The organism is Rossellomorea vietnamensis (genome assembly GCF_008180415.1).
Lineage (GTDB): Bacteria > Bacillota > Bacilli > Bacillales > Bacillaceae_B > Rossellomorea > Rossellomorea vietnamensis_C.
On record NZ_VTEI01000001.1, the window covers coordinates 472668 to 486207 of the forward strand.

The window sequence follows — 13540 nt, forward strand, 5'->3', positions numbered from 1 at the left end:
TCCTTTGTAACTTAAATTTTTTGCGCAAAGGTAAAATCACTCTTTTCCAAAGCTTTCTTTGGAGGATTGACTTCTTTTCTTTCAACTTCTCCCTTACCTATCTTATCTCTCGATTCTTTAAGTCCTTCTAAAATAAAATTTAATGAGAGGATACTAAGGGAAAAGAATACAACTGGAAATACCAATAGCCATGGTGATATGGGGAGTTGATAAAAGTAACTTCCTATCAACCCTGACCACTCGTTTGATGTAGATAAGGCATATTTCGGTTCTCCGCTATATAGTTCAGCAAAATCAGCTCCACCAATAAATATTTTTAATAATCCTAGATGAGCGAGCAAGATTAAAACTTGAACAACCTGCTGAATGAACAATATTGGTATCCTTGGCTTTACAATTGGAAGCATCTGCTTTCTGAAGATATGCATTGGACTGGCCCCCATTATCTTTGCTGCTGATACATACTCTTTAAATGAAATTTCAATAAACTCGTCTTTAAAAACTTGTGAAAGCATCGGCACTCCAATCATCACGATGACTAACAACTGAATTACTGTTTTTTCGGTAACAGTAAAGACCGTCGATACGCTGACAGGCAGTAAAATAAAAAAACCTAACAGAGTAGCAGGTATATATCTAAAGGGTTCGGTTCCGCTTTGGACGACCGTTTTAATAAATGGCGACATATTGTATAAAAGGTAACCAAACATAATACTAAGGAGTATTCTTACAACACCCAATCCAAACGCTATTCCTAGCGTATATTTGGCCCCAGCAATAATTTTATAAAAGAGATCATCACCTGTACGATCTGTTCCAAACCAAAATTTTTCGGAAGGTGAAAATGGTGGTGCTTCTAAGGCCTTTCCCTCGGAATTGTATAGCACTCCATGCTGAGGAATTTCATTATCCATAAAAATGTAGTGATACAGACTAAGTAAGATTAACGAAGCAATAAACAAGAACCCTATCATGAATAGAGGGTTCCTTATTAATCTTTTTGTCAATAGGGTTCACCTCTCCAACGATATATTAAAGCATCAACAATTTTCAGACCAAGAATGACAGGAAGGAAGATAAGGATAATACAAACAGTAAATACCTCGGTTGAATTGAAACGAATAATAAATGATGTCAAACCATTTATATTGAAGATGTACTCGACCATCACTAAATTTGATAAGATAAGCCAAACAATATATTTTGAATGAGATAATAAATGAAGCATGGTATTCGGAAGAATATGCTTTAACATCACTTCATTTTTTGACAAACCTTTTGATATTGCAAAATGATAATATTCTTTCTCTCTTTCCTCGTTAAAACGCTGTAACATAATCCTGCTAATTAAAAAAGTGGGCAGGATACAAAGAGTAAGAAAAGGAATTCCAAAAGCCTGCTCTTCATAACCAGAAGCTACGCTAAAAAGTAAGATGTCTGTTTTTTTGAAAAACCAAATCACAAGCGACTGGATTGAAACAACAATAAAAATATCAGGGATTGATTCAGCTACGAAAAAGAGAAGATTGCTTTTTCTCCTAATATCTCTCGAAAATAAAGATACTAAGTATACAGTTGCGATGGATAAAATAATTGATACTATCACTGCGGATATGAGCATTTTCAGGGAAAAGAAATAAGGAGACCAAATATCAGGGAACAGTTCTCTAGGTGTTGTGTTTATGGAATGGTAATAAATATCACCGTTTACAATTGACGTTAATAACTGGTTTACCCCTTTTATATAATTTGAGAAATCAATTCCATATCCATTGAATAAAAAAGGAATAGAACCTATTAAGATAATAATAAAAATACTCCATCCTAATTTTAATACCCCTTTAAAATAGGACAAAGACACACCTCCCTTTCTTTCTTACATGTCCAAAAAAGGAATAAAAGGCAAATAAATAACCTTAAACCTTTTACTATCTTCAAAAAGTAGACTCCTATATCCATGATTGCTTATTTGTTAATCTGGCTTATTATGTGAATAAACCACTTCTGAAATAGTAATCAGATCATCTTTTGTAACATTAACTAAATCCTGACTTGAAACTGTGTACATCATGGTTTTTCCATCTTTATCAACCATCCATTTAACCTCTTGAATCGGGATGTCGGTTTCTTCTTCTCGTATATATAGCGCTTCTAAATCGTGAATCATTACAGATTCTAATGTAGTATCATTAGAAAACCGATATTCATCAATTTGCATCTTCATTAAAAAACTATTTACAACTATTTCGCTAGTCCCATTTGAATAACTTGTACTGACCGAAAGTTGTTCTTCTTGGGTTTTGAAGATTTCTTCTACTATTTCCTCCTCCGAGTTTTTGGCTTTTGCTAGTAGCTTCGCTTTTTCATAGGCAGAAAAGGGTTCATACCAGTTTCGGATCACTCCTTTTGCAAAGGAATAATGGTTAGGCAGTTCTTTATCTGGCAGATAAGAGTGTTCAATTGCTTCTTTGTATTGACTAAAATCGGTATAAATGTAGGGTGCGTCCACATAGTACAATTGTGGTGGGGTTTCTGCTGTACTTTGTTTAACTTCTTTTACACTATAAAAAGCTGCCACTTCGCCAGGCTCTAATTTCTTTGTATAATGTTCCTTTACCAGCTCTTCAAAGTTTTTAACGTATCCAGAGTTCGAGGTGTTATGATTTATATCATCCTTATCGAATTCAATTACCTTCTCTCCATTGGAAGAGTTCAAGAAGTATATCAACTGATGATCTGTAGCGTAAGTATAAATACCAGCAGTCAGTACAATCCCTAAGGCAACCACAGCTACTCTAGTCACCTTATTCAAACGGCTAAACAATCTATTGCCTTTCATTTTTGGATTACGTTCAATCTTTGCTTCTCGAACACCAAGTTGGAACCGGGTCTCTAATTCGTCGGGAACTTTAATCTTATCCATCTCTTCTCTAACTCTATTAGTCATAAAAATCAACCTCCTTTGCTTGTTTTCTCAGTTTTCCTAATGCTCGATACAATACGGATTTCGCTGTTCCTAATGGGATGTTTAGCAGATCAGCTATTTCTCGAAATGTATAGCCTTCATAAAACTTTAATATGACAAGGCTCTTTTCTTCTTCCTCCAATTCATCTAATAGTTCTTGAAGAGATAAAGAAAGAGGTATATCTTCTTCTTCAAGACCTATATATTCTTCATGTTGTGGCACTAACTGAAGTAATCTTTTCCTTTTTTTAAGAAAATTGATTGAACAAGTAATGGCGATTTTAATAATCCATGTTTTAAAAAACTGTGGATTATTTAAACTTTGAATATTTTTAAAAGCCCTATAAGCGACTTCTTGAGCCACATCTAGTGCATCATCTTCATTTTTTACATAAACGTATGCAATTTTGTATATGTCTGCTTTATATATTTCTAAAAGCTTTAGGAAGGCTTTTTCATTACCCTTCTGAGCTTTCTTCACTAAACTAATAATTTCGGTTCCCCCTTCCTCTTTATTTCTTTGTATACATTAGACAACATAGTTTATTATTTGGCTTAAATATTTTTAAGTTTTTTATTTTTTTTTGAAATGACTTTCTTAATTAAATTTCAAATATATTAATTACGACAAGATTTAATCCCTTTAGCCGGAAAAAAGGAACCAAATTAAACCGTATCGATCTGGCATTTCGTTTTAATTTTTTTGACCGTTAATCCATATTTACCAAAATGATTATTTAACTGATAGTTATAACAACGTTAATTTCATAAAAAAATTTGTGAAAATATATTTTATAAGGAGTACTAAAAAGGCATGATAATTAAAACTACTAATTACCATGCCTTTTTAGTTTATTTATTTTACTAATACCGTTATTTACAATAATATCCCAAATTCCATCTTCCGTTAAATGGCCCTTTAACGGAACAACTCTTTCCAAGAAAACAAAAAAAACAGCCCTATAAAAAGGCTGTTCCTTTGTATTCCTTATTCCCCACACTGCTGAACAATTCTCTCTTCAAAACCTGCCTGCAGTTTTCTAGTTATGTCTCCCGGCTCTTCGGTTTTGAAGCTTTCTCCGACTACTTTCACAATCGGCATCACTTCTGAAGTGGTGCTGGCGAGGAAGATTTCGTCGGCGGCGAGAAGCTCATCAATGCTGAATTCCTCTTCTTTGATAGTGATGTTTTGCTCTTTACAGATGTCCATGATCACTCTGCGGGTGATTCCGTTTAGAATCAGGTTTGTTGCAGGGTGCGTTTTGATGATTCCGTCTTTTACGATGAACATGTTGGATGATGATCCTTCTGTGACGGTTGAGCCCCTGTGGAGGATGGCTTCAAAGCAGCCTGCTTCAGCCGCTTCCTGCTTTGCCATGATGTTCCCCAGGAGATTAAGGCTTTTGATGTCACATCTCAGCCAGCGGACGTCTTCCACCAGTTTTGCGTGCACGCCTTTTTCCAACTTGTCTTTCGGTCTTTCGATTTCTTTTGTGTAGGCAGTAAAAGCTGGCTTCACATCTTTTTCTGGGTAGTGATGCTGCCTTGCTGCCACACCGCGGGAAAACTGAAGATAAATCGTTCCATCGTTAATATTGTTGCGTTTGACCAATGATGCTAGGAGGTTCTTCAGTTCTTCCAACGTGTATGGAAGGGTCATGCCGATCTTTTCAGCACTTTGAAATAAGCGTGTAAGGTGCTCATCAGCTGTAAAAAAAGTTGAGTTGTAGACACGGATCACTTCATAGATACCGTCTCCGAATTGATATCCTCTGTCTTCAATGTCGACTTTTGCTTTGTTTCTATCTAGAATCTGGCCATCCAATATTACATAATCCAATGTCTTCTCTCCCCTTAGAAACTATTTTTTTGCGAGCTCTGCAATCGCCTGTGCATAAATTGCCGTTGCTTTCAGGATGTCTTCGACAAACATGTGCTCATCTTTCTGGTGAGCCACATCCGCTCTTCCCGGGAATAACGGACCAAAGGCCACACCTGATTCCAATGACCTGGCGTAGGTTCCGCCTCCGATGCTTAATAGTTCCCCTTTATCACCCGTTTGCTCTTCGTAAACCTTTTGCAGGGTTTTTATTAAAACATGATCCTGATCCACATGGTGCGGCTCCGAATCAGAGAAGTTTTCAATAGAGAAGCCGTGCTTATTCACATGTGCTTCCAATGTCTCTCTGGCTTCCTTCATTTCAAAGGTAACAGGGTATCTCATATTCAATCCGAGTGATCCGCCGCTTTCATGATCAAAACGCAGTTTGCCGACGTTGATAGTCAGCGGGCCAGTGATATCATCCTCATAATTGATTCCGAAGCTCCTGCCTCTTGAATCACCATGGAAATGATTTTTGACAAAGCTAAAGTATTCCTTGGACGCGGAATCTACCTCACTGTCACTTAAGAAGCAAGCCAAAATCAGCCCGGCATTCTTTCCGTTGTCCGGTTCCATTCCGTGGGCAGAAATTCCTTCAAGTTCAAGGTAAAGATCGCCATTTTCCATGTAGTACTTTCCTTGCAGATCTTGCTCTTTCAAAAAGGAATGGTAGGCCTGCACCAGCCTGGAGTGGTCTGTTGAGACTGAAATCCTGGCCTTAGCAAAATCAGGAACCATATTGTAGCGTCTGCCTGATTCAAACTGAAGTACGCGCAAGCCAGCGTCTTCTCCGCTTCCAGGAACCTTTGAAACCAAGTCATAATCCGCAATTCCTTTTTCAGCATAAATGATCGGGAAATCCGCATCAGGCGCGAATCCCATTGTCGGCATTTCTTCCACCTTAAAATAGTGGTCAACACAGCGCCAGTCACTTTCTTCATCTGTTCCGATGATCATCCGGACACGTTTATCGAGCGGAATACCCAGTTCCTTGACGATCTTCATCGCATAGTAAGCTGCAATCGTCGGTCCTTTATCATCCATCGCTCCCCTGGCAAAGATTTTGCCATCTTTGATTTCGCCTCCGAACGGATCGACACTCCATCCATCTCCTTCAGGAACAACATCAACATGACAAAGGATGCCGAGCAATTCGTCTCCTTGACCGAATTCAAGATGCCCTGCCAGATGATCAACATTCTTAGCTGCAAAACCATCTTTTTCACCAAGGTTTAATAAATATGTAAGAGCTTCCTTTACCCCTTCCCCAAGAGGCGCTTCATCTGTCGTATTCTCTTCATTAAGGATACTTTTAATCTGCAGGAACTTCTGCAGGTCTCCTAATAAGTCACTTTTACGTTTCTCTACTTCTTCCATCCAGTTAATATTCATAAGCAATCTCCTTTTCCAAAATGGGTTGACTACTCTCTATTCTATACGTTCTGAGCCTTCATGCAAATGATCACAATTTATTAGATTGTAAATTGCCACTCAGGTTGTATGACATCGCTGGGTGGGAGGGGACTTTCTATTAAAAAACACCAAAATAACGCAGCATCGAAATGGCCAGGACGGCAAAATATGGAATAAACGCCAGAGTTCTGGTTATGCTTTGGACTTTTATGAACTCAGCTTTCACACTATATTTGCTTCCAATCGGGTGCTTGATGACCAGCTTCTCCCAGATCCATTCGTTCCACGCAAGAATGGACAGCGCCACCAGAGCTGCTGCGCCAAGCTTCAGCCATAACGCCGGAAGTACAATCTGTGAAAAGGAAAGGACTCCGATGGACTGAGTATAAGTCGCACTATAGGTGAAGTTCCGGATCAATACCTTGGTGAATAACTCAAGGTATCCTAAGGTTGGAGTCTGTCTCTTGAATAGGCGCTGAGATTTCCGGAAAAGCCGCGGCTTGCTTCGTTCTGAAGAAACCGGTTGTTTTTCCACATGCTGCGAGAACATAAAGATGAGTGAAATCCATTTCACCTTTAAAATTCCTTCGATGTGGAGATTTCTTTTCATTGAATTTTTACTGAAGATTCTCTTTCGATTCAAAATCAGGGAAAGAACGACCAACCCAACACTGACCAGCAGCAGGATGACATCGAAACCGGCAGCAATAAGCCAGTAGGCAGTCCCCCACAATTGCAGCTGAACACCGATAGCCACTAAGAATAGTCCCGTCCTCTTCCAATCTTTCTTTCTGCCTGCCAGCACTCCTTTTACGGCCATATGGCTCCATTTTGAACTCAACAGAAAAACAATATAAACCACAAAAGAAAAGAAACTGAAGGCATAATGGTTCAGCCAAAAAGGGGCCAGGAGTCCCCCGACTGCAGCGGTTAACAAGAATGAGCCACTATAAGAACTGAATATCCCCCACTTTTTTAAACCGAGGACCAATCTTTGATGTTTTACCAGAAACACCTGGTCCGCTTCCAGCAGGCACGTTCTGAAGTATCCTGTAAGAATGTACAAAAATGGAATCAGATAGAACAATTCGAATGGAATCTGTTCCACCCAATCGGGAATCTCTATCCACCACGACCTGTAAATCATCGTGCTGATCACCAGTGATGGAATGATCAAATAGAGCATAACGGTCCAGTCTGCGACGGATTTGATAGCCTTATATTGAAATAGAAATCCATCTCGGTACCTGCGAGAGAAAAGCTGGAAACTATTCACTGCCTTCCCTCTCTTCATCGGGGATGCAATCATAGAGGCTTCCTCCCTCTGCTCCGCATTCCTTCAACACTTTCTCTAGAGGTCCCGAAGCAAGCATCGTCCCTTGGTCTATAACGACAAATTCATCGCAAATCCTTTGAGCTGTGTCGAGAACATGCGTACACATCAAGATTCCCGCACCTCTGCTTCTCTCTTCTTCCAGAGATCTCAGCATCAATTGGGTTGCGTTGGGATCAAGTCCGATGAACGGTTCATCAATGATCAGAAGCTGCGGTTCTGTCAATAATGCCAGCACAATCATGCCTTTTTGCTGCATTCCTTTTGAAAAAGTCGAAGGAAACTGATGCGCGTGGTCAAACAGCCTGTATTTCTTAAGAAGTTCTTCGCCTCTCTGTTTGTAAATGTTCTGCGGAATTTTCTCCACACTTCCAACAAAATCAATGTGCTCCCAAAGAGTCAGTTCATCATAGTATATCGGCCTTTCAGGAATATACGAATATGTGACATCCTCAGCAATATCCGTTTCGCCTTCCATGAACGGCAGCAGCCCCAGCATCCCTTTAATAGTCGTACTTTTTCCGGCCCCATTGGAACCGATCATCCCCAGAATACTACCAGAAGAAATTGAAAATGCTACATTATGTATTAAAGACTTTCCAGCTTCATATCCACCCTGCTCTATATCTACTTTTAAAATAGTCATTAGTTCCCCTCCACTAGTTACATACGGATTACCGAAAAAAAAGTTCTGTTTTTTTAATTTTTCAGACGGGTATACATATACTATAAGGAACAACCCTTCTTCAAGATTTAATTTTTTGTAAATTTAGACATTATTCTAGAATTCTAATGTGAAGAGGGGTACAATAGAAGTATTCCAGCATCTATGAAAAACCAAATGAAAAGGAGCTGTCTCAAACGGAATATTTTCCTTGATGAGTAGAATCTCTATAAGCTGATATGCAGGCTTTGCCTTTGGGAAAAAAGATGAGGGAGTGGTTTTTTGAAACCTTCAACAAATCGTATGCTGACTCGAATTAAATCGATCTACATTTTTATTAAGAAGAATGGCACTGTGACCACACAGGACCTGGTAGATGAGTTTTGCATTACTCCGCGCACCATTCAACGAGATCTGAATGTATTGGCTTACAACGACTTGGTAGAAAGTCCAGGCCGAGGCCAATGGACAACGACGGAAAAGAAGGTTAAAATGACCTCCTAGCTACATAGGTTAGCTGGAACATCAACACTTGAGATGAACATTAAAATGAATACGAACAAAAAGAGCTGATGCAGACCGCATCAGCTCTTTTCTTATTCTATCTTAAAATTCTTCAATTCTTCGACTTCTTCTTCCGTGAGTTCCCGGTATTCACCCAGCTCCAGTGTTTCATCCAACGGCAGAGGTCCCATCGACATCCTTTTCAGATAAATGACCCTCTTGCCCACTGCTTCAAACATCCTTTTCACCTGATGGAATTTTCCTTCAGTGATCGTTAATTGTATTTCTGACCGGAGCCCGGAAGAGATGATTTCAAGTTCACCCGGTTTTGTTTCGTATCCATCATCCAGCGTGACTCCTTTGGCAAAAGCAGTTACATCTTCTTCGGTCACTTCTCCATCAATGACGGCAAAGTACGTTTTCGGAACATGCTTTTTCGGTGAGAGCAGCTGATGCGAAAGCTGTCCATCATTGGTGATCAGCAATAAGCCTTCTGTGTCTTTATCAAGTCTTCCAACAGGAAACGGATTGAAAATTTGGTCCTCCATCTCAAGAAGATCAATGACCGTTTCTCCTTCAGCATCCTCTGTGGCAGACAAAACACCCGGCGGCTTGTTCATCATAAGATAGACAAACTCTTTATAAACAACCTCTTCACCATGGACGGTGACCGTATCTTTTTCCGGATCAACCTGGAACTTTGCATCTTTGACCACTTCGCCGTTAACGATCGTGCCTCCGCCTTTTAAATGTTTTTTCACTTCTTTTCTGCTTCCGTATCCCATATTGGATAACAATTTATCGATTCTCAAGTTTTGTCACTTCCCATTCTGTAGGTGTTGGCCTATACCCTTACGCTGGGTTCGCATAGGCTGTAGTGAATATAAAAATAAAGCTGTTTTCGCATACATTGTTGCTTTTCGGAAAAATCCCAAGAGCCGGATTTTCCCCCGGATACTAAGGGTCTTTCTCAAAACTGGGAGAGAAGCTCTTTTCTTTTCATGTTTACCAGGTTATTCCCCTGAACTATGGTTGTTTTTTCAGAATTGGCATCAAATAGCAACAAATTTTACGAAAAGAGCCATAAATAATGCGAGGTGTGCATGTATGTATCCTAGACAGCAAGGACTGGGCGGTTTGTTCCTTCCCCTGCCTCAATTTCCCCAGACTCCCGGTTATGGCGGAGGCTATGATGGAAGCTACGGCGGAGGAGCCGGTTCTTTTGAAAACCGGCTGGACCGTCTCGAAAGGCAATATCAGCGCCTGGACCGCAGGGTTGACCGTTTGGAGCGGCAGGTAGAGAGGATTCAAAGGCAGCTGGGTTATTAATACGGATGAATATAAATAAAAACGAAGAGGCGGATATTTATAGAACCGCCTCTTTTATTTAAAAAGTGAAGCGCCCTGGGCAGCCCCGACAGGCAAATGTTCTCAAGAGAAAAAAAGGTGATTTTCCCTTTTATTCTCTTGAGGTTATTTGACCCCGAGGGGCTGGGTGCTGGAACTAGATTGACCACTATTTCCAGCGCACGTCTTCACCGCCTTCAGCTCTCGGCCCTCTCCATAAATGGAAATGCAGAAATACTAACATAAAAAACAATCTATTTTTTTGCTCTTCTATATCACATAGCTTTCTCTGAATCATAATCAGATGAATTTTCAATCCCCACTTTTATATCATGTTCGATGAGTGATAAATCATTCGGGCAGACACTGCTTATCTACTGCCCCATCCGCAGCTTCCTTCTGACCTTAGCCGCCCTTTCGCCGAACAGCCTGTCTGCAAGACGTGATCTGAAGCTGAGATAGAAATAGATGAGCGCACCGGCTCCTCCGCAAATCGCTACGAGCGCAATGGCCTGCATTTTTGCCGAAGGATCCAGGAAGTTAGCCAGGATTACATACAGCACAATGACAGCCGCCGCCATCACTGCGTTAAACATGATAATCAGCAGCGTCCGTCTGAAGACGGTATTGTATTCATAATTTCCATAAATTTTAATGACAATAAGGTTAATGACAGTCGCTGCCAGATAGCCAAGAGTCGTGGCAAGGATCGCTCCCTGAGTTTCCATCAATTTGATCAATGGGATATTAAGTATGAGTTTTACGAGCAAACCAACAAGCAAGCTGAGTATCGTATATTTTTGTTTGTCGATGCCTTGAAGAATCGCTGCCGTAACAGCAAACAGTGCAAACAAAATCGCTACGGGTGCGTAGGTTCTCAACACTTCTGTCCCCAGATCACTGTGGCTGTAGAACAACGTATAGGTCGGCTCAGCCAGCAGGGAAATCCCAAGTGCAGCTGGTATTGTTAAAAATAACAGAATCTGAAAAGTTTGATCGAGCTGGCGGTTCATCTTGCCATATTCATTTTTAGTATAAGCAGAAGTAATCAATGGCAGCAATGACATAGAAAATGCCGTAGCCAATGAAACAGGAATGATGACAAGCTTATGCGCGGCAAAGTTCAAAACCCCGAAAGCTGTATCCGCTATATCCGAATTTCCGATGGCGCCCATTGCCCTGTTAAAAGTCACCTGGTCGACCAGTTGAAACAGCGGGTTTGCAATGCCGACGAAAATAAAAGGAATCGAATAGGCTATGATTTCTTTATAAATTTCCACCAAGGAAATGTCCACGGTTCCTTTATCATCTTCCAGCATTTTATCAAAGCGGGGCTTTCGCTTGAACCAGTACCAAATCAGAGAGGCGAGACTGGCAGCTCCCCCGACAAACGCACCAAAAGTCGCAACGCTGATGGCGGTTGTCATGTCTCCTTTGATCACATAAAGGACAACATAGACACCGACCAGGAGGAAGACGATCCGGACAATCTGTTCAATTACCTGTGAAACAGCCGTCGGCCCCATAGAATTGTGTCCTTGAAAGAACCCCCTGATCAAACTCATAAACGGGATGATGATCAAAGCGAAGCTGACTGCCCTGATGACGGTGGTCACCTGTTCAACCGTGATAACCTGCTCATCACTTGGGATAGTTATTTCGGCAAAGAAAGGAGCGAATGCATACATGATCAGGAATGAAACAATACCGGTAAGGGTCATTAAAACGAGACCTGATTTAAACAGCTTTCTTCCAACATGATACTCCTGCATAGAATTATATTTAGAGATGAATTTTGACACTGCCAGCGGTACTCCCGCCGTCGCAATCGTCAAAAAGATCGTGTAAGGGACATATCCATAGGAATAGAGTGAAGTCGGTTCAACCTCATTACCCAGTAAAGCGTAAAACGGTATAACAAAAAAAAGACCGAGAAACTTTGAAATAAATACGCCGAGCGTTAAAATAAACGTACCTCTAATTAAAGTCGATGACATAAAAATTCCCTTCCGAAACTTCTAATTTCACACTATAGGTAGTTTACTATTCAGACTTATGAAACACAACTAGAAAGCAATCGGAGCAGGGTTTGAAATCTATGGCAAATAGCTTTAAAATTAGCAGTGACAGCGTGAAAGATGGTGGAATGAATGAAAAAATATGATGTAATCGTAATTGGAGGAGGCCCATCAGGTTTGATGGCATCCATCGCCGCAGGAGAAAACGGCGGGAAAGTCCTCCTGATTGATAAAGGAAACAAGCTCGGCAGAAAGCTTGCCATCTCAGGCGGAGGCCGCTGCAATGTGACAAACAGGCTCCCAATTGAGGAAATCATCAAGCATATCCCTGGAAACGGCCGCTTCCTCTACAGCGCCTTTTCCGAGTTCAATAATGAAGATATCATTGCCTTTTTTGAAAAACTGGGCATTGAACTGAAAGAAGAAGACCATGGCAGAATGTTCCCTGTTTCCAACAAGGCCCAATCCGTTGTAGACGCTCTTTTAAACAGAATGAATGAGCTTGGCGTCGAAAAACGGACGAACTCGCCTGTTAAAAAAGTGAATTATGTGGGCGGCCGGGCTGCAGGTGTTACATTGCAATCCGGTGAAAGCTTCGCTGCCGGTTCCGTCATCATCGCAGTAGGAGGGAAATCCGTTCCCCACACAGGCTCTACAGGTGACGGCTACGCCTGGGCAGAAGATGCCGGGCACACGATCACAGATTTATTTCCGACAGAAGTGCCGCTAACCTCAGATGAACCCTTCATCAAGGAACGTGAACTTCAAGGATTATCTCTTCGTGATGTGGCACTCAGCGTCCTCAACCCAAAAGGAAAAGCGTTGGTCACCCATAAAATGGACATGATCTTCACCCATATCGGCATTTCCGGCCCAGCCGTCCTTCGCTGCAGCCAATATGTCGTCAAAGCAATGAAGAAATGGAACCTGACCCATGTGACCATGCATATCGACAGCTTTCCTGATAAGAATGAAGAAGTATTATTTCAGGAACTGAACTCTCTTATCAAAAAAGAAGAAGAGAAAAAAGCGGTGAAAAACATCCTTAAAGGCCTGATGCCTGAACGTTACCTCTTGTTCCTGCTCGAGCGTGCCGAAATCGATCCCAGCCAGCAGGGCATCACTCTTTCAGGTGAGAAAATCCGCGAATTGGCCCGCCTGGCAAAAGGGTTCACCTTCACAGTCAATGGAACCCTTTCCATTGACAAAGCCTTCGTAACAGGAGGCGGCGTGTCCGTTAAAGAAATTCAGCCAAAGACAATGGCCTCGAAAAAAATGGACGGCCTGTTCTTCTGCGGCGAAGTCCTCGACATCCACGGTTACACAGGAGGATACAACATCACCTCCGCTCTTGTAACTGGGAGGCTCGCCGGTGTCAATGCGGCTTTAAGCGCGTTGGAAGTTTCGAAATAAT

The 13540-nt window shown here is 41.2% G+C and carries 13 protein-coding genes; 3 read left to right on the forward strand and 10 right to left on the reverse strand.

The window, feature by feature from the left end; translation table 11 throughout:
* Positions 1–11: 11 nt before the first annotated feature.
* From FZC78_RS02195 to FZC78_RS02230, 8 genes are all read right to left on the reverse strand, one after another.
* Entirely contained in the window at positions 12–1007 is a 996-nt protein-coding gene (locus FZC78_RS02195) for an ABC transporter permease (protein ID WP_148938050.1), read from the reverse strand.
* On the reverse strand, positions 1004–1855 hold the full coding sequence (locus FZC78_RS02200) for an ABC transporter permease subunit (protein WP_148938051.1): 852 nt from the start codon (positions 1853–1855) through the stop codon (positions 1004–1006). Before FZC78_RS02200 ends, FZC78_RS02195 begins: the two co-directional genes overlap by 4 nt.
* A gap of 117 nt (positions 1856–1972) precedes the next feature.
* Entirely contained in the window at positions 1973–2947 is a 975-nt protein-coding gene (locus FZC78_RS02205; protein ID WP_148938052.1) for a hypothetical protein, read from the reverse strand.
* Positions 2940–3446: a sigma-70 family RNA polymerase sigma factor gene (locus tag FZC78_RS02210; RefSeq protein WP_252183472.1), complete on the reverse strand. Its 507-nt coding sequence runs from the start codon at positions 3444–3446 to the stop codon at positions 2940–2942. Before FZC78_RS02210 ends, FZC78_RS02205 begins: the two co-directional genes overlap by 8 nt.
* 507 nt (positions 3447–3953) lie before the next feature.
* Positions 3954–4805, reverse strand: a complete 852-nt coding sequence (gene dat / locus FZC78_RS02215; RefSeq protein ID WP_148938054.1) for a D-amino-acid transaminase — start codon at positions 4803–4805, stop codon at positions 3954–3956.
* A 21-nt stretch (positions 4806–4826) separates the two neighbouring features.
* Positions 4827–6239, reverse strand: a complete 1413-nt coding sequence (pepV, locus tag FZC78_RS02220; RefSeq protein WP_148938055.1) for a dipeptidase PepV — start codon at positions 6237–6239, stop codon at positions 4827–4829.
* Positions 6240–6378: 139 nt separating this feature from the next.
* The gene (locus tag FZC78_RS02225; protein WP_148938056.1) at positions 6379–7569 is read right to left on the reverse strand and encodes an ABC transporter permease; all 1191 of its coding nucleotides are present in this window, start codon (positions 7567–7569) and stop codon (positions 6379–6381) included.
* Positions 7529–8239 carry an ABC transporter ATP-binding protein gene (locus tag FZC78_RS02230; RefSeq protein ID WP_148938057.1) on the reverse strand — a complete coding sequence of 237 codons (711 nt, stop codon included), beginning with the start codon at positions 8237–8239 and terminating at the stop codon, positions 7529–7531. Before FZC78_RS02230 ends, FZC78_RS02225 begins: the two co-directional genes overlap by 41 nt.
* A 300-nt stretch (positions 8240–8539) precedes the next feature.
* Between FZC78_RS02230 and FZC78_RS02235 the strand changes: the two genes are divergently transcribed.
* On the forward strand, positions 8540–8761 hold the full coding sequence (locus FZC78_RS02235) for a DeoR family transcriptional regulator (RefSeq protein ID WP_113927180.1): 222 nt from the start codon (positions 8540–8542) through the stop codon (positions 8759–8761).
* A gap of 92 nt (positions 8762–8853) precedes the next feature.
* Here the strand turns inward: FZC78_RS02235 and FZC78_RS02240 are convergent, their stop codons facing one another.
* The gene (locus FZC78_RS02240; RefSeq protein WP_148938058.1) at positions 8854–9573 is read right to left on the reverse strand and encodes a pseudouridine synthase; all 720 of its coding nucleotides are present in this window, start codon (positions 9571–9573) and stop codon (positions 8854–8856) included.
* Positions 9574–9868: 295 nt separating this feature from the next.
* On the opposite strand from FZC78_RS02240, the gene FZC78_RS02245 reads away from it, so the two are divergent.
* Positions 9869–10090 (forward strand): hypothetical protein, encoded by a 222-nt coding sequence (locus FZC78_RS02245; protein WP_148938059.1) that lies wholly within the window; start codon positions 9869–9871, stop codon positions 10088–10090.
* 392 nt (positions 10091–10482) lie between these two features.
* Here the strand turns inward: FZC78_RS02245 and FZC78_RS02255 are convergent, their stop codons facing one another.
* Positions 10483–12105: a putative polysaccharide biosynthesis protein gene (locus FZC78_RS02255; protein WP_148938060.1), complete on the reverse strand. Its 1623-nt coding sequence runs from the start codon at positions 12103–12105 to the stop codon at positions 10483–10485.
* A gap of 153 nt (positions 12106–12258) precedes the next feature.
* Between FZC78_RS02255 and FZC78_RS02260 the strand changes: the two genes are divergently transcribed.
* A complete protein-coding gene (locus FZC78_RS02260) occupies positions 12259–13539 on the forward strand; it encodes an NAD(P)/FAD-dependent oxidoreductase (RefSeq protein WP_148938061.1) in 1281 nt (426 codons plus the stop codon).
* Position 13540: the final 1 nt, after the last annotated feature.